Source organism: Rhodovulum viride (assembly GCF_003265965.1).
Lineage (GTDB): Bacteria > Pseudomonadota > Alphaproteobacteria > Rhodobacterales > Rhodobacteraceae > Rhodovulum > Rhodovulum kholense.
Genome location: NZ_MUAV01000015.1, coordinates 56,192 through 80,948, shown reverse-complemented (window position 1 = coordinate 80,948; position 24,757 = coordinate 56,192). Strand labels below are relative to the sequence as shown.

The following is a 24,757-nucleotide window of genomic DNA, read 5'->3' as shown; positions in this document are numbered from 1 at the left end:
CAGTGACCCATGACGCGCCCCGTCCGACGGCACTCGACCTGCCGGCTGTGGACCCGTTGCCGGCCGAAACGCAGCGGTATTTCGACCTCTGCGCGGAGCGGCTTGGCCTCGTGCCGAACGTGCTGGCCGCCTATGCCTTCGACATCGGCAAGCTGAACGCCTTCACGGCGATGTATAACGACCTGATGCTGGGCGACAGCGGGCTGTCCAAGCTCGAGCGTGAAATGATCGCGGTCGTGGTCTCGTCGATCAACCGCTGCTGGTATTGTCAGGTGGCCCATGGCGCCGCCGTGCGCGAGCTGTCGGGCGATCCGCCACTGGGCGAGGCGCTGGTGATGAACTACCGCGTCGCGCCGCTGAGCCCGCGCCAGCGCGCCATGCTGGATTTCGCGGCCAAGCTGACCGAGGCCAGCCACCGGGTCGAAGAGCCCGACCGCCAGGCGTTGCGCGCGGCGGGCTTTTCCGACCGCGACATCTGGGACATCGCCGCCGTGGCCGGGTTCTTCAACATGACCAACCGGGTCGCCTCGGCCTCGGGGATGGAGCCGAACCCCGCCTATCACGGGGCACATCGATGACCCCGCCCGCCCCGCTGGCGCGGGTTCCGGCCCTGCTGCCGGTGCTGGCTCCGGCACTGGTTCTGGCGCTTTGGCCCGGGCGCGCGCCGGCAGAGGTGCCCGCGCTGCCCGAGACCGCGACCGTGGCCGCCGACGAGACCGAGGCCGAGTCGAGCCTGCGGCTGCCGACCGCCCCCTATGACGGCCAGACCGTGCCGACGCTGCGGGCCGAGGGTGCGATCCGTCGGCTGGTCTGGCAGGCCCCGCTGGACGGGCAAGGCACCTTGCAGGTGATCGACGGGCTGAAGGCCCAGCTGATCGCGGGCGGCTACCGGATCGCCTTCCAATGCGCGGCCGCGGGCTGTGGCGGGTTCGACTTCCGCTTTGCCACCGACACCCTGCCCGAACCGGCGATGCATGTCGATCTGGGCGATTTCCGGTATCTGCTGGCCGAGAAGGTGCGCCCCGACGGCACCGACTATGTCAGCCTGATGGTCAGCCGCTCGGAAGAGCGCGCCTTCGTGCAGGTGACCCGCGTCGGCCGCCCCGAAACGCCGCCGCCCGTCCAGTCCACCAAGTCGCCCGACCCGGCGGCGCTGCCGCTGATCGACGCGCCTGCGGAACCGGCGACCGGGGATGCGGAAGGCACGCTGGCCGACCGGCTCGACCGCGACGGACGCGCGGTGCTGGCCGGGGTCGATTTCGCCACCGGCGCCTCAAACCTCGACGGCGGCCCCTTCCCCGCGCTGGACACGCTTGCCGACTATCTGCGCGCCCATCCCCGGGCCCGGATCGTGCTGGTGGGCCATACCGACACCGAAGGCGGGCTGGCCGGGAATATCGCGCTGTCGAAGAAGCGCGCCGAAGCGGTGCGCAGCTATCTGGTGGCGACGCTGGGCGTTCCCGCCGACCGGGTGGCGGCCGAGGGCGTCGGCTTTCTTGCGCCGCTCGCCAGCAACGCGACCGACAGCGGCCGCAGGGAAAACCGCCGCGTCGAGGCGGTGCTCGACACGGCGCAATAGCCACCGGCACAGCCGGGCATGGCGGGACACGGCGGGATGCCGCGCTCAGATCATGATGTCGTCGCCGTCGAAATGGGTGATGAGGAAGTCGATGAAGGCCCGCACCTTGGGCTGCGTGAACCGCCCCGGCGGATAGACCGCATAGATGCCCAGCCGTTCCATCGGCAGGCCCGGGATTGCCTCTTCGACCAGCCCCTTTTCCTTCGCTTCCTTGAACAGGAAGCTCGGCAGGTAGGCGATGCCAAGCCCGGCGATCGCGGCGTTCAGCAGCGACTGGCCGTCATTCACCGTCAGCCAGCCCGCGGTGCGCACCTGCCGCTTTTCGCCCGAGGGCGCGGTGATCTTCCAGACATTGCCGCTGGCCTGGTTGGAATAGTGCAAGAGCTTGTGTTCGTTCAGGTCGTCGATCTTCTGCGGGCGCCCGAATTTCTGGAAATAGGCGGGCGAGCCGATCATCCGCTTGGTGGTGTCAGCCAGCTTGCGCGCCCGCAAGGTGCTGTCTTCCAGTTCGCCCACCCGGATCGCCATGTCGAAGCCTTCCGAGATCAGTTCGACGAAGCGGTTGTTCAGCACCATGTTGATGGTGATGTCGGGATATTGCTGCAGGAACTCGCCCAGAAGCGGCGACAGGTGATTGACCCCGAAATCGGTCGCGACCGAGATCCGCAAGAGCCCCGAAGGCGCCGACTGCATCGCCGTGACCAGTGCATCGGCCTCGCCCGCATCGTTCAGCACCCGCCGTGCGCGGTCGTAATAGGCCAGACCGATCTCGGTCGGGCTGACGCGCCGCGTCGTGCGGTTCAGAAGCCGCGCGCCCAGCCGCGCCTCAAGCGACGAGACGTGCTTGGACACGGCCGATTTCGAAATGCCCATCTTCCTGGCGGCATCGGTGAAGCCGCCTTGATCCACGACGGTGGCAAACGCCTCCATCTCGGTCAGTCTGTCCATAGGTTCTTCCTTGCTCGCATGCCCATCTTACCACCGTTTCGCAAGATGCCGCCGGAATCGGGCAGGAATTGGGAAGGCCCCAGACAATACTTTGGTAACGGGACGGATCGTCGTCCCATCGGAAACAGGCGCCCGGGGTCAGAGCGTGGCCGCCAGACGCGCGCCCTGGTCGATGGCGCGCTTGGCATCGAGCTCGGCCGCCACATCCGCCCCGCCGATCAGGTGATAGGCGATGCCCGCCGCTTCCAGCTCTGCCGCCAGCCTTCGCTCGGGCTCCTGCCCGGCGCATAGCACTACCGTATCGACCGCGATCAGGCGCCGCTCGCACAGATCCGGGCCAAGGCTGATCTCGATCCCCTCGGGGGTGATGCGATCGTAACTGACGCCCGACAGCATGGTCACGCCCTTCATCTGCAAAGCGGCGCGGTGGATCCAGCCGGTGGTCTTGCCCAACCGCTTGCCGGGCTTTTCGGCCTTGCGCTGCAACAGCGTGACCGCGCGGCACGGCGGCTCGGGCCGGGGACCCTCGGGCGCCAGCCCGCCACGATGGGTCGCGGGATCGGCCACCCCCCATTCGGCACGCCAGAGCGCCGGGTCGCAGGTCGGGCTGTCGCCGGTGACCAGATATTCGGCGACATCGAAGCCGATACCGCCCGCCCCAACCACCGCGACGCGCGGCCCTGCCTCGGCCCGGCCCGCCAGCAGATCGACATAAGAGATCACATGCGGCAGGTCCTGGCCCGCGATGCCCGGATCGCGCGGCTGGACGCCGGTCGCCAGCACCACCGCATCATAGGACAGAAGATCCTCGACCCCGGCCTCCACCCCCAGCTTCAGCGCGATGCCCTCCCGCGCGACCATGGTGGCGAACCAGTCGACCAGCCCGTCGAACTCTTCCTTGCCGGGAATGCGCCGCGCCATGTTGAGCTGCCCGCCCAGCGCCCCGGCCTTGTCGAACAGCGTCACCGCATGGCCGCGCCCGGCCGCGACCAGCGCCGCCGACAGGCCCGCAGGCCCCGCGCCCACGACCGCGATCCGGCGCGGGGCGGCGGCCGTCTCGTAACGCAGTTCCGTTTCGAAACAGGCGCGCGGGTTGACGAGGCAGGTCGAGATCTTGCCGCTGAAGGTATGGTCCAGACAGGCCTGATTGCAGGCGATGCAGGGCGCGATTTCGCGCGCCCGGCCCGACCGCGCCTTGGCGACGAAATCGGGGTCGGCCAGGAAGGGCCGCGCCATCGAGACCATGTCGGCCGCGCCCCCGGCCAGCAGCCCCTCGGCGATCTCGGGCGTGTTGATCCGGTTCGAGGTCACGACCGGGATACCGACCTTGCCCATCAGCTTTTGCGTGACCCAGGCAAAGCCCGCCCGCGGCACCGAGGTCGCGATGGTCGGCACCCGCGCCTCGTGCCAGCCGATGCCGGTATTGAGGATCGTGGCGCCCGCCACCTCGACCCGCTGCGCGAGCTCGACCACCTCATCGAAACTGGACCCGTCGGGCACCAGATCGATCATCGAGAGCCGGTAGATCAGGATGAAGTCGGGACCCACCGCGGCCCGGACCCGGGCCACGACCTCCAGCGGCAGGCGCATCCGGTTTTCATAGCTGCCGCCCCAGCCATCCTCGCGGCGATTGGTGTGGCGCACCAGGAACTGGTTCAGGAAATAGCCTTCGGACCCCATCACCTCGACCCCGTCATAGCCGGCCTCGCGGGCACGGGCGGCGGCGGTGGCGATATCGGCGATCTGTTTCTCGATCCCGGCCTCGTCCAGCGCCTCCGGCGGAAAGGGCGAGATCGGAGACTTGACCGCGCTGGGCGCCACGCAATCGGGGCTGTAGGCATAGCGGCCCGCATGCAGGATCTGCATCGCGATCCGCCCGCCCTCGGCATGGACGCGGTCCGTCACCCGGCGGTGATTGGCGATGTCCTCGGCGCTGTAAAGCCCGGCCGCGCCCGGAAACACACCGCCCTCGGGGTTGGGTGCCATGCCGCCGGTCACGATCAGTCCGACGCCGCCCCGCGCCCGCAGCCCGTAGAATTCGGCCACCCGGTCCCAGTCGCCGCGCTCTTCCAGACCGGTATGCATCGACCCCATCAGCACCCGGTTCGGCAGGCGTGCAAAGCCAAGATCGAGCGGCGCAAGAAGATGCGGATAATCGGTCATGTCGTCGGTCCTCCCCCGGCACAGACTGTCGCGCCGCCACGCCGCTGTCACCGGGGACCCGACGTCAGGCTCCCGCCAACGGGACGCGGACCCGCTCAGCATACGCGTGCACGGCGGCTCTGCCAGCCCGGCGTTCCGATGGAGATCTATTCGCCAGGCCATGCCGGTGAAGAAAGGCCGGCGTTCGACGCCCCGAAGGGACGGCAGGCGACCCCGGATTGCCTTTGAGGCAAAACGGAAATGACCGGGCCGCCCGCTCCGGCCGGAGGCACCGGTCCGTCGCGACCGGCCTAACCCCTGTCTCCAAACGGCGCCGCAGGCCCGGCTGGCGGGCGGCCTACCTCAAACGGCCCGGGCTGCCGTTGGGCTTTGCTTCGGCGGGATGAGGCACCGGAACGAAACTCCGTCCCGGCGAAGCTCGAAACTGCGTCCCACCCAGCGCAAGCGCGCAGGTCCCGGCGGCCGGACCGGCCCCGGTGCCGCGTCAGGACCCGGACCGGTGCGAAACGCGCGGAAAGAGCGGGATCTCGCGGCAATGGTCGCGGAAGGCGCGCTTGAGCAGATCGAGTTCGGCCCGCATCTGGTCAAGCTCGGCGCGCACGTCCCGTTCCAAGACCGCCCCCGCAAGAATCGAGACATGCGCCAGCGTGGCGCCGGTGTTGCAGTCGCGAATCAGCACGTTCTGCACACCGTCGGACAAGAGATCGGCGGGGATCGGCACCGACAGCCGATGCCGCCCCGGGCGGTCGGGGTCGGCACAGGCGGTAACGCCCGGCAACGCCCGGTCGCCATGCAGGGCCTCGATCCCGGGCGGCGGCGCCCCGGTCGGCAGGTCCAGTACAGCCTCCCACAGGCCCGCCTGCAGCCGTTCCCCGCTGAGCCGGGGCGGATTCGCGGGCCTCACGCCTCGGCCCTCGGGCGGCGGCTGAGGACGAGATCGGACAGCAGGATGCGGTTCATTCCGGGGCCGTCGAAGATCAGGTCCATCCACATCCTTTCGGCGCGGCGGTCGTTGAGATCGCTGGCGGCAAGGTCGAAATCGAGCGCGATCCGGGGATCGCGCGGCGGCAGCGCGCGCACGACCTGGGTCAGGTTCGGCCCGTGGCGGATGTTGATCCGGGCGAAGATGTCGACCGGCGCCTCGACTTCGAGCGCGGCCTCGAGCCGGATCAGATGGCGTCGTCGCAACCCCTCGACCGCCCGCAGCGGCAGGTCGAACACCACCGACAGGAACCCGCCGTCAAAGCCGAAAACCTCCAGCGACAGGCCATAGGGCGCACTGTCCTTGGGGCCGGTATTGGCGATCTGGCGCAAGGCGATGTCGGCCCGGTTGGCGTCGTGAAACAGCGTCACCCGCGGCCCCAGACGGGTGCCGTTGCCGACCCCGGTCAGCCCGCGCGGTTCGACCGGACCCGAGAAGGGCGCCGGGCGAAACCCCCAGTCGGACCCCAGCGGCAGGCGCGGCGCCCCGGCCCGGGCATGAAGCGCCGCCAGCCGCGCGTCGGCGGTGTGGATCACCCGGTCGAGACGGTGGCGCAGGCGCCAGGCACGGCCGCGCAGGGCGGCGAGATCGGGCGCGTCAAGGTGGTCGGCGGCGTCGCCGGCCCGGCTCCAGGCGGCCAGGGCGGGACGGAACAGAAGACGGTCGGTCAGCGAGTCGCGTTTGGACAAGGTCGGCATCGGTCACGTTGGGGTTCGGGTCGCCGCCAATTTAGGCGCGCGCAGGATGCCGGAAGGTTAACGCTGGGGAAGAAATGGACCGGGCCGCGGCGCGGCCTACGGACTGGCGGTCGACGCCGGATCGGGAAGGGCTTCGGTTGCGGCCAGACTGCGCCGGGCGAGATCGCGCAGCAGGCTCCGCGCCGCCGGATCGCTCAGCGGATGCGCGACAAAGCCCGTTGCCGCTGCGGTGACGATCCGCCCGTTGGCCTCGAAGATCGCGCGCCAGGCGTCGGGCCGCAACCCTTCGGCCAGCCCCGGGCCGCGGTCGATGGACTTGACCAGGAAAAGCCCCTCTTCGGTCTCGGTGTCCAGCACCTCGACATCGTCCGGTTCGCCGCTGCGCGCGAGCGCCGCACGGCCCAGATCGGACTGGAAATAACGGCGCAGCACCAGGGCGCGGTCCTCGGGGCTGCCGCCAGGCCCCGGACTGGCCGCGACCGACACGGTCAGGATCGCGTCCTCGGCGGGCACGGGGGCGCCGGGGGCTCGCACCAGTGCCGCGCAACTGGCCAGCAAAACGAAGGCCCCGTCCTCGCCGTCCTGGCTGGCGCCTTCGTCGACGCAGAACCCGTAGGGCGCGACGACCGCCACGCGGTCCCCGGCCACGGTGACCCGCTGCACCCCGTCCCCTCCGGGCACGCAGCCGCCCAGCGCCAGAAGCACCGCAGCCGTCAGCGCAATGGCACGGCGCGGCGGGCGGGGCAGGGCGGGGCTTTGGCGGCGCATCGGGTCCTCGGTCGTTGGCTCGGGCCCCGGCATAGAGACGGGGCGGCGATGAGACAAGCCATTGAAGCCCGGCGCCCGCCCGGTCTAGGGTCGCGGCCGAAAGGGCCGCCCGATGCGCTACGACCCGCATGAAACGCTTGTCTCGACCGCCCGCGCCCGGCCGGAGCTTTGGCGCATTGGCGCCGGGCTGGCCGTTGTCGCGGCGGTCCAGATCGGCCTTGTCTATTGCGTCTATGGCGCGGTCGCGGCGCTGCGCGGCCCCGGCATCGCCGAAGCGGCGTTCCGGGGCGTCTTCGTCACCTCTCAGACCGCGGCCGACACGCTCTGGCTGCTGACCTCGTTCTTGTGCCTGATCTGCGGCGTGGGCGTTGCGGCGCAATTGTTGCAGGGCCGGAGCCTCGGCGACCTGACCGGCGCGCCCGGTCCGGCGATCCGCCAGTTCGCCCGGGCGCTGCGCGCGCTGGCGCTGCTTTATCTGCTGATCTGGGTCGCGCTGCCCTCGGGGTCCGAGCCGGTCCCGCACCGCTCCATGGGCGTCTGGTTGATGCTGCTGCCGCTGGCCCTGCCCGCGCTGCTGATCCAGACCTTCGCCGAAGAGCTGCTGTTCCGCGGCTATCTGCAACAGCAGCTGGCCGCACGGTTCAAAAGCCCCGTGCTCTGGATCGGCCTGCCCGCGCTGATGTTCGCGGCGGCCCATTACAGCCCCGACGCGGCGGGCGCCAATGCCCTGCTCGCCGCGCTCTGGGCTGCGGCCTTTTCGGTCGCGGCCTCGGACCTGACCGCGCGCACCGGCAACCTGGGCGCGGCGGTCGCGCTTCATTTCGTCAACAACGCCATGGCGATCCTGATCGTTGCCCTGCCCGGCCCGGTCTCGGGGCTTGCGCTGTACACCTATGGCTTCGGCGCCGACGACCCCGCGCTCCTGCCGCTGGTGGCGGTCGACTTCGCCGTGCTGGGCGTCTCCTGGCTGGCGGCAAGGGTGGCGCTGCGGGTCTGAGTTGAAGCCCGCGGCCCCCCGCACTAGCTTGCGCCTCAGACGCGAAGGACCGCGTCGCGCCATCCGACGCAACAAGATACAAGAAGAGAGCGATGCGTTCCCCCCTGTTCGAGGCATATATCGAGCCCGCCCGGCTCTATCCCGAGTTCTGGCGCCTGATCGTCGGCGTGCTGGTGATCCTGCTGGTCTATGTCGGCGTGTTCTCGACCATGCTGGTCGCGGCCTATCCGGTGCTCGGGCCGCTGAACTATTTCGGCTGGATCATGGGGCTCTCGGCCCCCGCGACCCCGACCCAGACCCTGTTCGTGCTGGCAAGCTTTCTCGGCATGGGGCTTGGGGTGCTGATCGCGACGCCCGCGCTGCATTACCGCGAACCCGGCTCGCTGTTCGGACCGCTTCGCGACTGGGCACGGGGCTTTTTCGGCGCACTCAAGGTGCTGATCCCGGCCTATGCGGCACTCTTTGCGCTGTCCTGGGCGACGATCCCGCTCGAGGCCAATCTGGACCCGGCGACCTGGGTCCGGGTGCTGCCGCTGGCTCTGGTGCTGGTCCTGATCCAGACCGGGTCCGAGGAACTGCTGTTTCGCGGCTATCTTCAACAGCAACTGGCAGCGCGCTTTGCCTGGCGCGCGGTCTGGATGGGGCTGCCCGCGCTGATCTTTGCCGCGCTCCATTACAACCCGGCGGCGGGGATGAACAACGTGATGGTGCTGGTGGGTATCCTCGCCTTCGCTCTGGCCGCCGCCGATCTGACAGAACGCTCGGGCAGTCTCGGCACCGCCATGGGCTGGCACTTCGTCAACAATGTCAGCTCGCTTCTCTTCACCTCGGTCAAGGGCACCATCACCGGGCTGGCGCTGTTCGTGACCCCGTTCGACGTGACCGATACCTCAAGCGCACCGCTTGCCATGGCCATCGACCTGATCGCGATCCTCCTGCTCTGGCGGCTTCTGCGCGCGCTGATCTGACCGGGGGGGCCGGGGCGCGGCGCGATTGCAATTCCGGCGTTCGCGGCTTATCTCACGGCCCATTCGTGCGAGAGGCCCCCGATGAACTGGATCAACAACTACGTCCGGCCCAAGATCAATTCGCTGTTCTCGCGGCGCGAGATGCCCGAGAACCTGTGGTCGAAATGCGATGCCTGCGGGACGATGCTGTTCCACCGGGAAGTGTCGGATAACCTGAACGTCTGCACCTCCTGCGGCCATCACATGGCGATCCTGCCGCGGGACCGCTTCATCACGCTGTTCGACGGCGGCATCTTCACCGAGGTAGAGGTGCCGGTGCCGCTTCCCGACCCGCTGCAATTCCGCGACCAGAAGCGCTATCCCGACCGCATGCGCACCGCCCAGAGGACCACGGGCGAGAAAGAGGCGATGCTGGTCGCCGAGGGCGAGATCGGCCGCACGCCGGTCGTCGCCGCGGCGCAGGATTTCAGCTTCATGGGCGGCTCGATGGGCATGTATGTCGGCAATGCCATCGTCGCGGGTGCCGAGCGTGCCGTCGCGCTGGGCCGGCCCTTCATCCTGTTCTCGGCGGCGGGTGGCGCACGGATGCAGGAAGGCATTCTCAGCCTGATGCAGATGCCGCGCACGACCGTCGCGGTGCAGATGCTGAAAGAGGCAGGCCTGCCCTATATCGTGGTGCTGACCCATCCCACGACCGGCGGGGTGACCGCGTCCTATGCGATGCTGGGCGATGTGCAGATCGCCGAGCCGGGGGCGCTGATCTGCTTTGCCGGGCCGCGGGTGATCGAACAGACGATCCGCGAGAAGCTGCCCGAGGGCTTCCAGCGCGCCGAGTACCTGCTGGACCACGGCATGCTCGACCGGGTGACGCCGCGCGGCAAGCTGCGCGAGGAACTGATCACCATCATCCGCATGCTGATGGGGCTGCCGCCCGCGGTGATCGCCGACCTGCCGCCGCCGGCAAGCTTCTCGCACGGGCCCGCGCGCGGCGACGACGAGGGGTCCGAAACCCCGCCCGACCCGCCGCGTGCCCTGCCCGCACAGCCTGATGCCGAACCTCCGGCCGGAGGCGCAAAGGCGTGAGCACGGCCTCCAGCGACATCCTTCTCGACCGGATGATGGCGCTCCACCCCAAGGTGATCGATCTGGTGCTGGACCGGGTCTGGCGGCTTCTGGCGGCGCTCGATCATCCCGAAAGGCGGCTTGCCCCGGTCATCCATGTGGCCGGGACCAACGGCAAGGGCTCGACCGTGGCGATGATCCGCGCAGGGCTCGAGGCCGCGGGCGCCCGGGTGCAGGCCTATACCTCGCCGCATCTGGCGCGGTTTCACGAACGGGTCCGGATGACGGACGGGCCGATCGCCGAAGCCGCCCTTGCCGCCGTGCTCGATGAGTGCGAGCGCGCCAATTCGGGCCTGCCGATCACCTATTTCGAGATCACCACCTGCGCCGCCTTCCTGGCCTTCGCGCGCGAGCCGGCCGATTATTGCCTGCTTGAAGTGGGCCTCGGCGGGCGGCTTGACGCGACCAACGTGATCGAGGCCCCGCGCCTGACGATGATCGCGCCGGTCTCGATCGACCATCAGCAGTATCTGGGCGAGACCCTGGCCGAGATCGCGGCCGAGAAGGCCGGGATCCTCAAGCGCGGCGTGCCCTGCGTGGTGGGCCCCCAGGAGGAGGCGGCGATGGAGGTGATCGAGGCCCGTGCAGCCCGGCTTGGCGCACCGCTGATCGCCCATGGCCAGCACTGGCATGTCTGGGAGGAACGCGGGCGGCTGGTCTTCCAGGACGAACGCGGGTTGCTGGACCTGCCGATGCCGCGCCTGATCGGGGCGCATCAGGTCGTGAATGCCGGGGCGGCACTGGCAGCGCTGCGGGCGCTCGGCCAGAACGAGGCCGCCTGCGAGGCCGCGATGACCCGCGCCGAGTGGCCCGCCCGGCTGCAACGGCTGCGCCAAGGCCCCCTGGTCGAGGCCGCGGGCCGGGCCGAGCTGTGGCTCGACGGCGGCCACAACCCGGCCGCCGGGATTGCGCTGGCCGAGGCCGTCACACGGCTTTCGCCAAGACAGCTGCACCTCGTCTGCGGGATGCTGAACACCAAGGATGTGGCGGGTTTCCTGAAACCGCTCGCGGCTGTCGCGGCCAGCCTGACGGCCGTGTCGATTCCGGGCGAAACCGCCACCCTGCCCGCCGAGGCGACCAGGGCGGCGGCAGAAGCGGTCGGCTTGCGGGCTGAAACCGCCGGGGACGTGGCCGAAGCGGTGGCCCGGATCGCCGCCGCCACGCCTGAAGCGCGCATCCTGATCTGCGGCTCGCTCTATCTCGCGGGCCGGGTCCTGCGCGAGAACGGCTGATCCCGACCCCGAATTTTCGCAGAAAATTCGCGCCCCGCCCTCAGCCGCGCGCCCAGTCCGCGCCTTGCATCTCGCGCAGACGGCTGGCCGTCCGCTCGAATTCGAAGGTCCCCTCGCCTTCAAGATAAAGCATCTCTGGCTCCGCCGCCGCCGAGGCGATCAACCGCACCTTTCCCTCGTAAAGCGCATCGATCAGCGTCACGAAGCGCCGCGCCTCGTTATAGTTCTCCGACGACAGTCGCGGGATGTCCTCGAGGATCAGCACCCGCACCGCCTGCGCCATTGCCAGGTAATCGGCCGGCCCCAGAGGCTTGGCGCAAAGATCCCAGAACGTCGCCCGCGCCACCCCGTTGTGGAAGAACGGCAGTTCCACCTGCCGTCCCTGCACCCGCAGCACCAGCGGCCCGCCCTCGCCATGGGTGAAATGCTCCCAGATCGCCGCCATCCGGGCCCGGGCCGCCCGGTCCGAGGGCGTGAAATAGACCTCTTCCCCGGTCAGCCGGTTCTGCCGGTAATCGGTCGCCGACCCGAGTTCCATGACCTCCAGCCGCTCTTCCAGCATCCGGATGAAGGGCAGGAAGCGCTCGCGCTGAAGGCCGTCCTTGTAAAGATCCCCGGGCACCCGGTTCGAGGTCGTCACCACCGTCACCCCGGCCGCGAACAGAAGCTCGAAGAGCCGCCCCACGATCATCGCATCGGTGATGTCGACGATCTGCATCTCGTCGAAGCAAAGCAGTTTCAGACCGTCGGCAATTCCGGCCGCGACCGGCCTCAGCGCGTCGTCGGCGCCCGTCGCCCGGGCCGCGTGCAGCCCCCGATGCACCTCCTGCATGAAGGCGTGGAAATGGACCCGGCGCTTGCCCTCGATGGCGACAGCCCCGAAGAACAGGTCCATCAGCATCGACTTGCCGCGCCCGACCCCGCCCCAGAGATAGAGCCCGCGCACCGGATCGGGTGGCGGGGCCTTGCGGAAGAACCCGCCCCGCGGCGCGGGCGGCGGGTTCTCTAGCGCCTCCCGGATCCGGTCCAGCGGCGCCAGCGCGGCGATCTGGGCCGGATCGGGGCGCAGATGCCCCTCGGCCGCACGCGCGTCGTACAGGTCTTTCAGTGTCTCGCTCATGGGCCGGATCTAGAGTGCCACGGTGCGGAAGAAAAGCGGAACGCGCGGCCTTATGACCCGGCAGGCGGGATCGCCGCCACGATCTCGGAGACATGGGTCACCGGCAGGGCATGGCTGGCCTCTGGCAGAAGCAGGTGCCCGGCCGCGGGGTTCAGCACGGCCAGCCGGTCGCGGGCCTGCGCCGAAATCGCCTCGTCGCGCCCGGCCCAGATCGCCAGGACCGGCACACCCGTCTCTGCCAGGGCGCGATGCTCGGCCGCCAGATCCCTCGCCAGCACGTGCCGCAGACTCGACAGCACCGCTGGCAGAAAGCCGCGAAACCGGGTCTCGGCGATCTGCGCCGCGATCAGCCCGGCGGGCAGACCGCGCGCGCGGCCGACGCGCTGCGTCATCCGCCGCAAGACGCCCCCGCCGATCACCGCCATGACCCAGTCGCCCAGCCCGGGAAGCCGCGCGACCAGATCCGCGAGGCCAGGCGGCGTCTGGCCCAGCCCGGCCGGAGCCAGCAGAACCAGCCGCCGCACCCGGGCCGGATGGTCCGCCGCAAAGGCCGTCAGGATCGCGCCGCCCATCGAATAGCCGACCAGAGTCAGCTCGCCACCCAGTCGTTGACTGTCCAGAACCGCCTCGAGCTGGCGCAGGAAGAAGGCCCGGTCTTGCCGCCCGCGCGGCCGATCGGAATAGCCGCGCCCGTAAAGGTCGTAGCGCAGCACCCGGTAGCCCCGCCCGGCCAGCCCAGCCGCCACTCCGTCGAGGATGTAGCTGCCAGTGGTCAGCCCGTGCAGCACCACCGCCACCGGTCCTTCGGGCGGCCCTTGCCAGATCAGATGGGTCCGCCCACCGGGCAGGTCAGCAATCTGCCCCGGCGCGCCCGCACGGGCGCGCGCGTCCATCGGGCGGCGCAGGGCCTCGGACAGCGGCCAGGCCGCCGCCACCAGAAGACCCGCCACAAGCCCCACCCGGATCATGCCGCCCGCCACGCGTCGAGGATGTAGCGGCTGGTCATCAGGTCCAGATGCGCCCCGCCGCCATTCTTGAACAGCGTGATCTCGTCATCGCTGTCGCGCCGGAAACGTCCGCCGCCCAGATCGTAATAGTCGGCCACCACATCGCCCGGCCCGATCGCGCCGGTGGCGATCGGCGTTTTCAGTTCGCCGATATGGGTCAGCACCGTCTCGCGGCTGTCGAGAAAGATCCGCGCCCGCTGCAGAGCCCGGTCGTCGGCCTCGCGCATGTCGGGCCGGTAAGCGCCGATCAGGTCGACATGCTGGCCCGGCCGCAGCCATTCGCCCCGGATCAGGGGCTCGGTCGCCATGGTCGCCGAGGTCACGATATCTGCCTCCTGCACCGCCGCCTCCAGATCGGTCGCAACGGCGGCGCCCAGCGGTTCGGCCAGACGCCAGGCGCTGGCCTCGGTGCGGCTCCAGATCGTGAAGCGCGCTTCGGGAAAGGCGCTTCGATAGGCCTCGACCAGCGACCGGGCGACATTGCCCGCGCCCACGACCAGAATATTGCGGCTGTCGGGTCGTGCCAGCCGGGTCGCGGCGAACAGGCTGTCGCCCGCCGTCTTCCACTTGGTCACCAGATGGAAATCGACGATGGCCTCGAGCGTGCCGTCGGTGTCGGCGTAAAGACAGACCCCGCCATTGACCACCGGTTTGCCCCTCGCTCCGTTGCCCGGAAACACCGTCGCCGACTTTACCGCCAGCCCCAGCCCGTCGATCCAGGCCGCCCGGTTCAAAAGCGTGTCCTCGCCGCGATACAGAAAGCTGTCGGCGATCTCGGCGCGCGGCAAGGCATGGCCGCGCGCAAAGGCCTCGCAAAGCCCCGACCAGGACAGCGCACGCTCGCCCTCCTCGAACCCGATGATCTCAGCCATGACCGACCGCGCCCGGTGCCAGCACGCCTTCGGCAACCAGCCGCGCGGCCCAGCCCCCGGCGCCCTCGAAAAGATGGGTCTGCCAGCCCCGCGCGGCGGCGGCGGCGATGTTCTCGGGCTTGTCGTCGGTAAAGATCAGCCGCTCGGGCGCGATGCCGCTGTCGGTTTCGAGGATCTCGTAGATCCGGGGGCCGGGCTTCATCGCCCGCAGCCGGGCCGAGACATAGGCCCGGTCGAAAAGATCGAAGAACGGATAGGCCGCGCGGGCGATGTCATAGGTCGCATCGCCGAAATTGGTCAGCGCGAAGACCGGAATGCCCGTGGCCTTGACCGCCTTCAGCACGGCGACCGTGTCCGGAAAGGCCGGGCTTGCCATGTCGAGCCAGTTGTCGCGCCACATCCGGATCTCGGCGGCCCAGTCGGGATGACGCACCGCCAGCGCCTCGACCGCGTCCGACAGAGGGTCGCCGCCATCGACGCCCTCGTTCATGCCATGCAGGTCGACCTCGGCAAACAGCCGGCGGCGGCGGTCCTCGCCAAGACAGCGGTCATAGAAGGCTTCGGGCTGCCAGTCGATCAGCACGCGGCCGATGTCGAAAACGACGGCGTCTATGGGCATCGGATCTCCTGCGGGTTGGAACCTCGCGCGCAGGCTAGTCCCCGGACGCGGATTCTTGAAGGCCCCGGGCCGCCCGCCGTAAGGCGCCCGGCCGCGACGTCACCCGCGCGCGCAGGCACCAAGCTCCCGGTCCAGCGCATCGAGAAAACGCGACCGGTCGGCCTTGCCGAAACTCTTGCCGCCGCCTTGCCGGAAGGGGTCGGCGGCGCGCAGATCGGCCATCAGGTCGCGGGTCGCCAGCTTCTGGCCGATATTGGCGGGCGTGAAGGCCTCGCCGGTATGGCTCAGCACCCGGGCCCCGGCGGCGACCGCCTTCGCGGCCAGCGGGATGTCGGCGGTCACGACCACATCGCCCGGCCCGGCATGGTCCGCGATCCACTTGTCGGCCTCGTCCGGGCCTTCGGGCACATAGACCATGCGCACCAGCGGGTGATCGACGGGCCGGATCCCGCCATTGGCGACATAGACCAGGTCCGCCCGGTGGCGTTCGGCCACCCGCAGCGCCTCGGCCTTCACCGGGCAGGCATCGGCGTCGACATAGACGGTCATGCCTGCCCCCCGCGCCTCACCGGTACAGCGCCTCGGCATGGAAGGCGACATGGTCCTCCATGAAGGTCGAGATGAAGAAATAGCTGTGATCGTAGCCCTTCTGCATCCGGAAAATGCCCGGATGCCGGGTCTCGGTCATGGCCGCCGCCAGCGCCTCGGGCATCAGCGCATCGAGAAACTGATCGCCGGTGCCCTGATCGATCAGCATCGGCCCGGCAAAGCCATTGGCCCGCAGGGACAGGCAGGCATCGTGGCGGGTCCAGTCGACATTGCCCTCGCCCAGATAGGCATGGATCGGCTTCTTGGCCCAGTCGGACTGGCTGGGATGGGTGATCGGCGCAAAGGCCGAGACGGCGGCATAGCGCTCGGGGTACGCCATCGCGAGGGTCAGCGCGCCATGCCCGCCCATCGAATGGCCGCAGATCGACTGGCGCTCTTCGTCGATGGCGAAATTCGCGGTCAGCAGGCGGGGCAGTTCCTCGGCGATATAGTCCCACATCCGGTAATTCTTCGACCACGGGTCTTGGGTCGCGTTGACGTAAAAGCCCGCGCCGGTCCCGAGATTGTACATCGGATCGTCGGCGATGCCCTCGCCACGCGGCGAGGTATCGGGAAAGACCAGCGCGATACCCTGTTCGGCCGCCCATTGCTGGGCACCGGCCTTGGTCATGGCATTCTCATGGGTGCAGGTCAGCCCCGACAGATACCACAACACCGGCACCGGACCGTCCTTGGCCTCTTCCGGCAGGAAGAGCCCAAAGGTCATGTCGCAGCCGCAGACATCCGAGGCATGACGGTAGACGCCCTGCATCCCGTCGAAACACCTGTTCTCCGAAACCGTTTCCATCCGGCAAACTCCCTCCTCACCCGCTTGCCTCAGGGCTAGCGCGGGATCGCGGACAGGGCAAGCGCGCAACCGGCCGACGGGCCGGTAACCGCGCGCATCGCGGGCAACCGGGCCCGACTTTTCGCAGAAAAGTCGCGACCCGCCCGGCCCGGGTCTTTCCGGACTCAACCCGACCCGATCAGCACCCCGGCGGCAAAGACCAGCGCGCCCCCCAGCACCACCTGGAAGGCCGCACGGAAGAACGGCGTGTCCATGTACTTCTTCTGGATCCAGGCTATCGCCCAAAGCTCGCAGAACACCACCGCCATGGCGATGCCGGTCGCGGTCCAGAAATGCGGGATCAGATAAGGCAAAGCATGGCCAAGCCCGCCAACCGCCGTCATCACCCCCGAGGCGATCCCCCGCTTCAGCGGCGAGCCGCGGCCCGAGATCGCCCCGTCATCCGACGCAGCCTCGGTGAAGCCCATCGAGATCCCGGCGCCCACCGAGGCCGCCAGCCCGACCAGAAAGGTCGTGCCGGTATCCTGGGTCGCGAAAGCGGTGGCGAAGATCGGCGCAAGCGTCGAGACCGACCCGTCCATGAGCCCGGCCAGCCCCGGCTGCACCCAGGTCAGCACGAACTGACGATGCGCGGTGCGGCTTTCCTTCTCGGCCGCGGCCGCATCGACATGGGTCGCGATCAGCCGGTCGGCCACCGTCTCGTGCCCGGCCTCCGCTGCCGCCAGATCGCCCAAGAGCTTGCGCGTCGCCGCATCCGTCGCCCGCCCGGCCGCGCGCAGGTAGAAATCATGGGCGTCGCGCTCCATCATCTCGGCCTCTTCGCGAATCCGCTCGATGCCGAGATTGCTCATCAGCCAGACCGGCCGCCGCGCGTAATAGCCCGCGACATGCTCGCGCCGCAGCAAGGGAATCACCTCGCCGAACCGCGCGCGGTGGGTCTCGATCAGGCGCCGCCGGTGACCGTCCTCCTCGCGCGCCATCGCCTCGAAGACCTGTGCCGAATCCGGATAATCGGCGCGCAGCTGTTCAGCATAGCTGCGATAGATGCGGGCGTCGTCCTCTTCGGACGAAATCGCAAGCGCCAGGATTTCCTGCTCGTTCAGGTCGGAAAACCGGCGGCGCTGGGAAAGACCGGGAATCATCGTCAATGGACTCCAGTTTAAAACGATTCTAAATTAGTCCGCTCTGCCCCTCCCTGCAAGGGACGCGCTGCCGCAGGCCGGGCGGCCCGTTGCCACAGGCTTGCCTTGCGGAAACTGAACCGCCCGGTCTAGGATGTCGGCGATGCCGCAGGACCCCCCCATGACCGCGAAACCGGACCGGATCCGCAAGGGACGCAAGTTCGACCAGGTGCTCGAAGGGGCGCGCGAGATCTTCCTGCGCGACGGATTCGAGCGTGCCTCGGTCGATGCCATCGCCCGGGCGGCCGGCGTGTCGAAAGCCACGCTTTACAACTACTTCCCCGACAAGCGGCTGCTGTTTTCCGAGGTGCTGCGGCGCGAATGCGATCGCCAGGCCGGGGCCGCGCTGCACGAGATCGACATGGCCGCGCCCGCCGAGACGGTGCTGAAAAGTGCGGCGCGCCACATCGTTTCGGCGTTGCTGTCCGAGTTCAACCAGGCGGTGTTCCGGATCTGCGTGGCGGAATCCGACCGCTTCCCCGATCTCGGCGCCGCCTTCTACCAGTCCGGCCCGATGCGGCTGCGCAGCGAAATCGCGGCCTTCCTGCGCGAGGCGACCCGGCGCGGTGAACTGTCTGTCGAGGACGAGACCCTCGCCGCCGACCAGTTCGCAGAGCTTTGCAAGGCCGATCTTTACACGCGCCGGGTGTTCCGGCTGGACAACGGCTTTGCCGAGGACGAGATCCGCCGGGTGATCGACGGCGCGGTGGCGGTCTTCCTCGCGCGCTACGGCGCCAATCGGACCTGACCCCCGACGCGGCCCGGCTCAGTCGAGCCGGCGCACCAGAAGCTGATTGCCCACCCGCTTGGTCTCGAACCGTTTGAGATCGCGCACCAGATCGGAGAGCTTGCGCTTGCCATAGCTTCGGGTGTCGAAATCGGGGCTGTCGGCGGTGATGAACTGGCCGATCTGGCCCAGCGTGAACCACTCGTCTTCCTGGTTGATCTTGTCCATCGCCCGGATGATGAGTTCGGACACCTCGTGGACCGGCCGCTTGCCCTCGGCCGCGGGTTGCGCCCGGTCGCGCACCGCGCCCTGTGCGGGCTCCTCGACGATGTTCTCGACCAGCACGAAGCGGTTGCAGACATTGCGCAGCGAAACCGGCGTCTTGGCCTCGCCGATCCCGATCACGTCCAGCCCCTCTTCGCGGATGCGGCTGGCCAGACGGGTGAAATCGCTGTCGGAGGACACCAGCACGAACCCGTCGAACCGGCCCGAATGCAGGATGTCCATGGCGTCGATCACCAGCCCGATATCCGAGGCGTTCTTGCCCTTGGTATTGGCGGTCTCCTGATGCGCCACCATGCCCAGCGCCAGAACCTTCTCGGCCCAGGGCTTCAGCCGGTCCGAGGACCAGTCGCCATAGACCCGGCGCAGGGCCGGTTCGCCGAAGCTGGTGATCTCTTTCAGGATCGGTTCGGCATGGCGGGCGGGGATGTTGTCGGCGTCGATCAGGACGGCCAGAAGCGGCGGCTTTGTCTCGGGCATGGGTATTTCATGATTTCTTCTGCCGGGCGGGACGGGGTGCCACCCGGATCGTCATATAGCCCGGTCCGCCCCTGCGGGAAAGCCGGGGCCGGCGCGGCGGCGCGTTCCGGCCCCGACCCTGCCGGTCATTTCTTGACGCGATAGTCGTCGTGGCAGGATTTGCAGGTCTTGCCGATGTCGCCGACAGACCCCCGCAGCGCATCCAGGGAGGCCATGTCGGCCTCGCTGGCCGCAGCCTTCAGCGCCTCGGATTTTTCGGTGAAGTCCGCAAAATCGGTCCAGATCGCGGGCTTCGCTTCCGATTCCGGATCGTCGGCCGGGGTCTCGAAGAGACCGGGCACCTTGGCCGCGGTCTCGGCGATCGTCGCCGCCGCGGCCGTGGCGGCCCCGGAGTCGAAGGCGGCATCGCCCTTGGCCATGTCGGCGATGGTCTTCATGCTTTTTCCGATGGTTTCCATCGCTTCCTGCCGGGCCTTCACGGTCGGGTCGGTGGCATCGGCCGCATGGGCCAGCGTGGCCGCCGCAGCGGCCAGCGCGAAGATCGTCACTTTGGTCATGCGCCTTGTGGTCATTCGGATCCTCCTGATTGGCGCCCCCAGCCTATGCCGGAATTGCGACAGCCGCGGGTCACATCGCCGTGGGGTCGGCGGCAGGGGGCAGGCGGGGCCGACTCGACTCGGCGCAGAGGGGGATGCTAGATTGGACCAAAACGAGAACATCCTGCCATGCCCGCCCGCCGAATCCTGTCGCTGTGGTTTCCACGGCTTGCCGCAGACCGCGCGTTGCGCGACCGCCGGGGCCTGCCGCCCGGGCCCTTCGCCGTGCTGGCCGACCGCCGGGGCGCGCAGGTCATCGTCTCGCTCTGCGCCGAGGCCGAGGCGGCCGGACTGCGGATCGGCCAGCCGCTGCGCGACGCGATGGCGATCTGCCCGCAGCTGGCGACCCGGCCCGCCGACCCCGCCGGCGAGGCCGCCTTCCTGACCGGGTTGCGGCGCTGGGCCGGCCGGTTTTCGCCATGGGTCGCCGAAGACCCGCCCGACGGGCTGCGGCTCGACATCACCGGCTGCGCCCATCTCTTCGGCGGCGAACCCGGCCTGATCGCCGCGGTCGAGACCGATTGCACGGCGCTGGGGCTGAGCGTGCGCCCGGGCATCGCAGACACGCTGGGCGCGGCCTGGGCGCTGGCCCGCTTTGCCGGGACCGAGGCGCAGCCGCACCGGACCGGCGACGCCATCGCGCAGGAAGCCCGCGCCACCCGGTCGCGCGCGGCCCGGCGCGCAGGTCAAGGAGGGGGTCAGACCGCCGCGCGGGCGGAAGGACTGGCCGCAGAGCGCCTGCCGATCGCGGCCCCCGGCCAGACCCGCGCCGCGCTGGCGCCGCTGCCGATGGCCGCGCTGCGGCTCGACGAGACCATAATCGAGGCGCTGGCCCGGCTCGGGCTGCGGCGGGTCGGCGACATTCTCGGCATGCCGCGCGCCCCGCTCGCCCGCCGCTTCGGGCGCGGGCTTGTCGACCGGCTCGATCAGGCGCTGGGCGCGGCCCCCGAACCGGTCTCGCCCGCCCGGCCCGCACCGCATCTCGCGGTGCGGTTGTCCCTGCCCGAACCGATCGGGCTCGAGGCGGACCTGCTGGCCGCCATCGACCGGCTGCTGCCCGCGCTCGGGGCCCGGCTCGAGGCCGCGGGGCTGGGCGCGCGGCGGCTGCGGCTGCAGGCCTTCCGCACCGATCACGGCATCAGGACGGTCGAGGTCGGGCTGGCCCGCGCAACTGCCGCGCCCGACCGGATGCGGCCGCTGCTGGCGCTGAAACTCGGCGGGATCGAGAACGGCATCGAAGGCGGGCATGACGACGGAAGCGGAATCGACCGGCTGCGGCTCGACGCCATCGAAACCGAACCCTTGCACCCGCATTCCGGCCGGTTCGACATCCCGGCCCGCACCGGGGCCGGTTCGGGCGACGGCCCAGGCGGTGGATCGGACGACGGCTCGGGCGACAGATCGGGCGACAGATCGGGCGACGATCCGGGCCGGGACACCGCGGAGCGCGCCGACCGATACAGGGATGCGACCAAGAACGCGGGCAAAGACAGGGCCGGGCCGCCCGAACCGGCGGCGGCCGATCCCGGGATGGCGGATCTGATCGGGCGGCTTGGCGCCCGGATCGGGCTCGAGGCGGTGACCCGGCTGGCCCCGGCCGAAAGCCACATTCCCGAAAAGGGCTTTCAGTTGCTCGCCGCCGCCTGGTCCGACCCGGCCGGCCCCTGGCCCCGGCCCGACCGGCCGCGGCCGCTTCTGCTGTTTGCGCCGGAACCGGTGGCGGCCGCCGAGCACCCGGAACCGCCCGACCGGTTCCGCTGGCGCCAGCGCGCCTTTGCCGCCCGCGCGGCGGCGGGCCCCGAACGGCTCCTGCCGGAATGGTGGCTGGACGATCCGGCCTGGCGGTCGGGACCGCGGGATTACTGGCGCGTCGACACTGATGCGCAGACCCGGCTCTGGCTGTACTACGCGCATGGGGCAGAGATGTCGGCGGGCTGGTTCTGCCAGGGCCGGTTCGGCTGACAGCAAGCCCGCCCATCATCCCGCGTCGCGCCCCGGAGCGGGACAAAAATTCTCGCAGAGAATTTTTCGGCCGCCGCTCCGCCGCCGGGCCTCGGGAAAACGTCCTTGGCCCAAGCCACCACCCGGCCCGCACGGACACCAAGAAACGGCAAGAAATGGTCGGCCAGGGGCCAAAATTCTTGGAAAGAATTTTGGCCCCTGGCCGACCAGGAGTGGGAGGTCGTCACCCGGCGCCGCAGCTTGGGTGGGGGCTGTTTCACCGCGGCACCGGGTCCAGCGTATCGCTATGCCCCCTTATGCCTCCGATTCCGGGCCTCCACAGGAAGCCCTGATGCCGAAGCACAGGTATTTTCAGGGCAAAACCCGGGCGGCCCTTGATTTGCCCGCGACAGGGCGGCACCTTCGTCACATGAGCGTCATCCCCCCCACGCCGTTCCCGGCCGAACGCCCCGCCGAACAGGTCGCCTTCGACCGGACCGAGCTGGGGGTCATCCTCACCCTCTATGGCCGGATGGTCGCTGCGGGCGAATGGCGCGACTACGGGATCTCCTGCCTCCGCGACGCGGCGATCTTCTCGATCTTCCGCCGCACTGCCGAACACCCGCTCTACCGCATCGAGAAACGTCCCCGCCTGCGCGGCCGGCAGGGGCTTTACTCGGTGATCGGCATGGACGGGCAGATCCTCAAGCGCGGCCACGAGCTGCCGACCGTTCTGCGGGTGCTGGAACGCAAGCTGATCCGGCCGGTCGACTAGCCGCCGATCCGGCCCGCGCCTAGGCGCGCCGATGCGCGGTCGGACGGCCCTCGCCCTGCGCCTCGATCCGGGCGACCGCATCGGCGATCCGCTCATAGGCCACCGACATCGTGTGACCGTTGGCATGGATCAGCACCTCGGGATCGACCGCCAGCGCGACATGGCCGCGCCAGAACAGAAGGTCCCCCCGCTCGACCGGCGTTCCCTCGGGCAGGGCCTCGCCCAGCCCCCGTTCCTGCTGATCGCTGTCGCCCGGGCAGGCCCGCCCGGAGGCCAGCCAGGCCGCCTGCACCAGACCCGAACAGTCGATCCCCCAGACCGAATTGCCGCCCCAGAGATACGGCACCCCGAAGAAGAGCTGCGCCACCGTCACCGGATCGCGGAACGGCACGTTCAGCGGCCGCAGATGCGGCTTGGGCACGAACCAGCCTTGCGCGGTCTCGAAGAACCCACCCTCGGCCGAGACCACCCGGACTTCGGTGCCGAAGGACAGGCCCATCACCTCGGGCCGCTTTAGGTCGGGCGCGGAATAGGCGTGGCTCGCTGGCACCGCCACCCGGTGGGTGGGCGCTGGGACATCGGCGGCCAGCGCCTGGGCCGCGACATAGCCCACGAACCCGTCGCGCGCGGCCCAGCCGAACCCGAACCCGTCCTGCATGTCGAGCAGCTCAAACGCCTCGCCCAGCACCAGCTGGCGTTCGCGCGGCCCACCCGGCGCGCGCAACAGATCCGCCAGCGGCCGGGTCACCCGAAACTGCACCGGATCGGCATAGCGGGGCGCCGCGACCAGCCCCTTCAGCCGGGTCGCGGCCACCCGGTCGTTCGCGGGTGTCTCGCGCCGGTCGCGGGGGATGGCGCCGGTCACAGCCCCAACACCTCGGGCAGCGCGGCGAGGATCGTCCGCGCCCCCTGTCCGACCCCGCCCTTGGGCCGGGCCGGGGCGTCGGAGGGTTGCCAGCCATAGATGTCGAAATGGGTGTAGCGCGCCTCGCCGACGAAACGGCGCAGGAACAGCGCCGCGGTGATCGACCCGGCGAAGCCACCCTTCGGCGCATTGTCGAGATCGGCGATGCCGGGCTCGATCATCGCCTCGTAGGGCGCGTGGAACGGCATCCTCCAGACCGGATCGGCCATCGCCGCCCCCGCCCCGGCCAGGGCTGCGGCCACGGCCTCGTCATCGGTGTAGAAGGGGGCGATGTCGGGGCCGACCGCGACCCGCGCGGCGCCCGTCAGCGTCGCCATCGAGATCAGGCAGTCGGTCTCTTCCTCGGCGGCATGGGCCAGCGCATCGGCCAGCACCAGCCGCCCCTCGGCATCGGTATTGTTGATCTCGACTGTCAGCCCGTTGCGCGCGGTCAGGATGTCCTGCGGCCGCATGGCATTGCCGGCGATGCTGTTCTCGACCGCCGGGATCAGCACCCGCAACCGCAGCGGCAGCTTCAGCGTCATGATCATCGAGGCCAGCCCCAGCACCGTGGCCGCGCCGCCCATGTCCTTCTTCATCAGGCCCATCGAGCTGGAGGGCTTGATGTCAAGCCCGCCGGTGTCGAAGCAGACGCCCTTGCCGACCAGCGTCAGCTGCGGCCCGGCCTCGCCCCAGCGCAGTTCCAGCAGGCGCGGGGCCTCGGCGGCAGCCCGCCCCACCGCATGGATCATCGGAAAGTTCTGCGCCAGAAGCTCGTCTCCGCGGATCACGTTGGCCTCGGCCGCATGGCGCGCGGCAAGGCCGATCACCGCTTCTTCCAGCGCCTCGGGGCCCATGTCCGAAGCCGGGGTGTTGATCAGGTCGCGGGTCAGCACCTCGCCCGCCGCCATCGCCTCGATCCGGGCGACATCGACGCCCTCGGGCGCCTTGAAGCTGGCGCGTTGCGCGGCCTGCGGGCGGTAGCGGTCGAACCGGTAGGCCGACAGCAGAAGCCCCAGCGCCTCGGCCTCAAGGTCCGCGCCCGCAAGCGCGGTATCCAGATGCCAGACGCCTTCGGGCAGGCGCGCCGCGACCGAGGCCAGATGGAATCGCCCACGCGCCCGGGCCGGCGCCGCGCCAAGCCCGGCCACGGCCCCCGCGACGGCGCCATCCGGGCCGGGCAGAAGCTGCAGCTCGCCCAGACCGGCGGCAAAGCCGGTCGCCTGGAGCCAGGCGGCCTCGGTCGGCGGCCGGCTTGCGCGCCAGGCGGCAAGATCCGCCTCCTGGACAACGAAAAGCGGGCGCGACGGCGCGGCGGAATCGGCAAAACGCGGAAACATGGGACAGTCCTTCGGGGAGGGTCGGGATCAGACCCGACCCTAGCCTCTTCGGCGCGGCCC

At 69.7% G+C, this 24,757-nt stretch carries 25 protein-coding genes; 9 read left to right on the top strand and 16 right to left on the bottom strand.

Annotation, left to right across the window (positions count from 1 at the left end; genetic code table 11):
• Positions 1–2: 2 nt before the first annotated feature.
• The gene (locus BYZ73_RS13585; protein ID WP_108025149.1) at positions 3–578 is read left to right on the top strand and encodes a peroxidase-related enzyme; all 576 of its coding nucleotides are present in this window, start codon (positions 3–5) and stop codon (positions 576–578) included.
• On the top strand, positions 575–1,579 hold the full coding sequence (locus BYZ73_RS13580; RefSeq protein WP_112316363.1) for an OmpA family protein: 1,005 nt from the start codon (positions 575–577) through the stop codon (positions 1,577–1,579). Before BYZ73_RS13585 ends, BYZ73_RS13580 begins: the two co-directional genes overlap by 4 nt.
• A gap of 45 nt (positions 1,580–1,624) precedes the next feature.
• Here BYZ73_RS13580 and BYZ73_RS13575 read toward each other — a convergent pair whose 3' ends face one another.
• The 5 genes from BYZ73_RS13575 to BYZ73_RS13555 all read right to left on the bottom strand — a co-directional run bounded on the left by BYZ73_RS13575 (position 1,625) and on the right by BYZ73_RS13555 (position 7,138).
• Positions 1,625–2,527: a LysR family transcriptional regulator gene (locus BYZ73_RS13575; protein WP_108025153.1), complete on the bottom strand. Its 903-nt coding sequence runs from the start codon at positions 2,525–2,527 to the stop codon at positions 1,625–1,627.
• 138 nt (positions 2,528–2,665) lie between these two features.
• Positions 2,666–4,690 carry an NADPH-dependent 2,4-dienoyl-CoA reductase gene (locus tag BYZ73_RS13570; RefSeq protein ID WP_112316362.1) on the bottom strand — a complete coding sequence of 675 codons (2,025 nt, stop codon included), beginning with the start codon at positions 4,688–4,690 and terminating at the stop codon, positions 2,666–2,668.
• 484 nt (positions 4,691–5,174) lie between these two features.
• Positions 5,175–5,594: a hypothetical protein gene (locus BYZ73_RS13565; protein WP_112316361.1), complete on the bottom strand. Its 420-nt coding sequence runs from the start codon at positions 5,592–5,594 to the stop codon at positions 5,175–5,177.
• Complete coding sequence (locus BYZ73_RS13560; protein WP_146746302.1) at positions 5,591–6,361, bottom strand: DUF6478 family protein; 771 nt, start codon at positions 6,359–6,361, stop codon at positions 5,591–5,593. The genes BYZ73_RS13565 and BYZ73_RS13560 overlap by 4 nt, the downstream gene beginning before the upstream one ends.
• 105 nt (positions 6,362–6,466) lie before the next feature.
• The gene (locus tag BYZ73_RS13555) at positions 6,467–7,138 is read right to left on the bottom strand and encodes a hypothetical protein (protein ID WP_112316359.1); all 672 of its coding nucleotides are present in this window, start codon (positions 7,136–7,138) and stop codon (positions 6,467–6,469) included.
• A gap of 112 nt (positions 7,139–7,250) precedes the next feature.
• Here BYZ73_RS13555 and BYZ73_RS13550 point away from each other — a divergent pair, with 112 nt between their 5' ends.
• The 4 genes from BYZ73_RS13550 (at position 7,251) to BYZ73_RS13535 (ending at position 11,457) form a co-directional block, all read left to right on the top strand.
• Positions 7,251–8,135 (top strand): CPBP family intramembrane glutamic endopeptidase, encoded by an 885-nt coding sequence (locus BYZ73_RS13550; protein ID WP_112316358.1) that lies wholly within the window; start codon positions 7,251–7,253, stop codon positions 8,133–8,135.
• A gap of 92 nt (positions 8,136–8,227) precedes the next feature.
• Entirely contained in the window at positions 8,228–9,103 is an 876-nt protein-coding gene (locus BYZ73_RS13545; protein WP_112316357.1) for a CPBP family intramembrane glutamic endopeptidase, read from the top strand.
• Positions 9,104–9,184: 81 nt separating this feature from the next.
• The gene (gene accD / locus BYZ73_RS13540; RefSeq protein WP_112316356.1) at positions 9,185–10,186 is read left to right on the top strand and encodes an acetyl-CoA carboxylase, carboxyltransferase subunit beta; all 1,002 of its coding nucleotides are present in this window, start codon (positions 9,185–9,187) and stop codon (positions 10,184–10,186) included.
• Positions 10,187–10,218: 32 nt separating this feature from the next.
• On the top strand, positions 10,219–11,457 hold the full coding sequence (locus BYZ73_RS13535) for a bifunctional folylpolyglutamate synthase/dihydrofolate synthase (protein ID WP_425451091.1): 1,239 nt from the start codon (positions 10,219–10,221) through the stop codon (positions 11,455–11,457).
• 40 nt (positions 11,458–11,497) lie between these two features.
• Here BYZ73_RS13535 and zapE read toward each other — a convergent pair whose 3' ends face one another.
• The 7 genes from zapE to mbfA all read right to left on the bottom strand — a co-directional run bounded on the left by zapE (position 11,498) and on the right by mbfA (position 17,613).
• The gene (gene zapE, locus BYZ73_RS13530) at positions 11,498–12,577 is read right to left on the bottom strand and encodes a cell division protein ZapE (RefSeq protein WP_108025169.1); all 1,080 of its coding nucleotides are present in this window, start codon (positions 12,575–12,577) and stop codon (positions 11,498–11,500) included.
• Positions 12,578–12,627: 50 nt separating this feature from the next.
• A complete protein-coding gene (locus tag BYZ73_RS13525; RefSeq protein WP_245943149.1) occupies positions 12,628–13,557 on the bottom strand; it encodes an alpha/beta fold hydrolase in 930 nt (309 codons plus the stop codon).
• Positions 13,542–14,456 (bottom strand): ornithine cyclodeaminase family protein, encoded by a 915-nt coding sequence (locus tag BYZ73_RS13520; protein WP_112316354.1) that lies wholly within the window; start codon positions 14,454–14,456, stop codon positions 13,542–13,544. Before BYZ73_RS13520 ends, BYZ73_RS13525 begins: the two co-directional genes overlap by 16 nt.
• A complete protein-coding gene (locus BYZ73_RS13515) occupies positions 14,449–15,075 on the bottom strand; it encodes an HAD family hydrolase (RefSeq protein WP_112316353.1) in 627 nt (208 codons plus the stop codon). Before BYZ73_RS13515 ends, BYZ73_RS13520 begins: the two co-directional genes overlap by 8 nt.
• 99 nt (positions 15,076–15,174) lie before the next feature.
• Complete coding sequence (locus tag BYZ73_RS13510; RefSeq protein WP_112316352.1) at positions 15,175–15,624, bottom strand: YaiI/YqxD family protein; 450 nt, start codon at positions 15,622–15,624, stop codon at positions 15,175–15,177.
• A gap of 16 nt (positions 15,625–15,640) precedes the next feature.
• The gene (gene fghA / locus BYZ73_RS13505; protein ID WP_108025176.1) at positions 15,641–16,471 is read right to left on the bottom strand and encodes an S-formylglutathione hydrolase; all 831 of its coding nucleotides are present in this window, start codon (positions 16,469–16,471) and stop codon (positions 15,641–15,643) included.
• Positions 16,472–16,635: 164 nt separating this feature from the next.
• Positions 16,636–17,613, bottom strand: coding sequence for an iron exporter MbfA (gene mbfA / locus BYZ73_RS13500; RefSeq protein ID WP_108025178.1), 978 nt, complete (start codon positions 17,611–17,613; stop codon positions 16,636–16,638).
• A gap of 160 nt (positions 17,614–17,773) precedes the next feature.
• On the opposite strand from mbfA, the gene BYZ73_RS13495 reads away from it, so the two are divergent.
• Positions 17,774–18,400, top strand: a complete 627-nt coding sequence (locus tag BYZ73_RS13495) for a TetR/AcrR family transcriptional regulator (protein ID WP_108025180.1) — start codon at positions 17,774–17,776, stop codon at positions 18,398–18,400.
• 18 nt (positions 18,401–18,418) lie between these two features.
• Here BYZ73_RS13495 and BYZ73_RS13490 read toward each other — a convergent pair whose 3' ends face one another.
• Together BYZ73_RS13490 and BYZ73_RS13485 are read right to left on the bottom strand one after the other, a co-directional pair.
• Positions 18,419–19,141, bottom strand: a complete 723-nt coding sequence (locus tag BYZ73_RS13490; RefSeq protein ID WP_112316351.1) for an NYN domain-containing protein — start codon at positions 19,139–19,141, stop codon at positions 18,419–18,421.
• A 125-nt stretch (positions 19,142–19,266) separates the two neighbouring features.
• Positions 19,267–19,713: a c-type cytochrome gene (locus BYZ73_RS13485; protein ID WP_108025184.1), complete on the bottom strand. Its 447-nt coding sequence runs from the start codon at positions 19,711–19,713 to the stop codon at positions 19,267–19,269.
• A gap of 153 nt (positions 19,714–19,866) precedes the next feature.
• On the opposite strand from BYZ73_RS13485, the gene BYZ73_RS23820 reads away from it, so the two are divergent.
• Positions 19,867–21,699, top strand: a complete 1,833-nt coding sequence (locus BYZ73_RS23820) for a Y-family DNA polymerase (RefSeq protein ID WP_245943148.1) — start codon at positions 19,867–19,869, stop codon at positions 21,697–21,699.
• A gap of 409 nt (positions 21,700–22,108) precedes the next feature.
• Positions 22,109–22,453, top strand: coding sequence for a DUF2794 domain-containing protein (locus BYZ73_RS13475; protein ID WP_112316383.1), 345 nt, complete (start codon positions 22,109–22,111; stop codon positions 22,451–22,453).
• Positions 22,454–22,472: 19 nt separating this feature from the next.
• Here the strand turns inward: BYZ73_RS13475 and BYZ73_RS13470 are convergent, their stop codons facing one another.
• Entirely contained in the window at positions 22,473–23,318 is an 846-nt protein-coding gene (locus BYZ73_RS13470; protein ID WP_112316349.1) for a C40 family peptidase, read from the bottom strand.
• Positions 23,315–24,697 carry a leucyl aminopeptidase family protein gene (locus tag BYZ73_RS13465; protein ID WP_112316348.1) on the bottom strand — a complete coding sequence of 461 codons (1,383 nt, stop codon included), beginning with the start codon at positions 24,695–24,697 and terminating at the stop codon, positions 23,315–23,317. The genes BYZ73_RS13470 and BYZ73_RS13465 overlap by 4 nt, the downstream gene beginning before the upstream one ends.
• Positions 24,698–24,757: the final 60 nt, after the last annotated feature.

Bases quoted from the DNA above. Each gene is read 5' to 3' on its own strand.
- BYZ73_RS23820 (WP_245943148.1), top strand. From the start codon at position 19,867: ATGCCCGCCCGCCGAATCCTGTCGCTGTGGTTTCCACGGCTTGCCGCA.
- mbfA (WP_108025178.1), bottom strand. From the start codon at position 17,613: ATGATTCCCGGTCTTTCCCAGCGCCGCCGGTTTTCCGACCTGAACGAG.
- BYZ73_RS13535 (WP_425451091.1), top strand. From the start codon at position 10,219: ATGATGGCGCTCCACCCCAAGGTGATCGATCTGGTGCTGGACCGGGTC.
- BYZ73_RS13485 (WP_108025184.1), bottom strand. From the start codon at position 19,713: ATGACCACAAGGCGCATGACCAAAGTGACGATCTTCGCGCTGGCCGCT.
- BYZ73_RS13545 (WP_112316357.1), top strand. From the start codon at position 8,228: ATGCGTTCCCCCCTGTTCGAGGCATATATCGAGCCCGCCCGGCTCTAT.
- BYZ73_RS13555 (WP_112316359.1), bottom strand. From the start codon at position 7,138: ATGCGCCGCCAAAGCCCCGCCCTGCCCCGCCCGCCGCGCCGTGCCATT.
- BYZ73_RS13495 (WP_108025180.1), top strand. From the start codon at position 17,774: ATGACCGCGAAACCGGACCGGATCCGCAAGGGACGCAAGTTCGACCAG.
- BYZ73_RS13550 (WP_112316358.1), top strand. From the start codon at position 7,251: ATGCGCTACGACCCGCATGAAACGCTTGTCTCGACCGCCCGCGCCCGG.
- zapE (WP_108025169.1), bottom strand. From the start codon at position 12,577: ATGAGCGAGACACTGAAAGACCTGTACGACGCGCGTGCGGCCGAGGGG.
- BYZ73_RS13475 (WP_112316383.1), top strand. From the start codon at position 22,109: ATGAGCGTCATCCCCCCCACGCCGTTCCCGGCCGAACGCCCCGCCGAA.
- BYZ73_RS13575 (WP_108025153.1), bottom strand. From the start codon at position 2,527: ATGGACAGACTGACCGAGATGGAGGCGTTTGCCACCGTCGTGGATCAA.
- BYZ73_RS13465 (WP_112316348.1), bottom strand. From the start codon at position 24,697: ATGTTTCCGCGTTTTGCCGATTCCGCCGCGCCGTCGCGCCCGCTTTTC.
- BYZ73_RS13515 (WP_112316353.1), bottom strand. From the start codon at position 15,075: ATGCCCATAGACGCCGTCGTTTTCGACATCGGCCGCGTGCTGATCGAC.
- BYZ73_RS13570 (WP_112316362.1), bottom strand. From the start codon at position 4,690: ATGACCGATTATCCGCATCTTCTTGCGCCGCTCGATCTTGGCTTTGCA.
- BYZ73_RS13520 (WP_112316354.1), bottom strand. From the start codon at position 14,456: ATGGCTGAGATCATCGGGTTCGAGGAGGGCGAGCGTGCGCTGTCCTGG.
- BYZ73_RS13580 (WP_112316363.1), top strand. From the start codon at position 575: ATGACCCCGCCCGCCCCGCTGGCGCGGGTTCCGGCCCTGCTGCCGGTG.
- accD (WP_112316356.1), top strand. From the start codon at position 9,185: ATGAACTGGATCAACAACTACGTCCGGCCCAAGATCAATTCGCTGTTC.
- BYZ73_RS13510 (WP_112316352.1), bottom strand. From the start codon at position 15,624: ATGACCGTCTATGTCGACGCCGATGCCTGCCCGGTGAAGGCCGAGGCG.
- fghA (WP_108025176.1), bottom strand. From the start codon at position 16,471: ATGGAAACGGTTTCGGAGAACAGGTGTTTCGACGGGATGCAGGGCGTC.
- BYZ73_RS13490 (WP_112316351.1), bottom strand. From the start codon at position 19,141: ATGCCCGAGACAAAGCCGCCGCTTCTGGCCGTCCTGATCGACGCCGAC.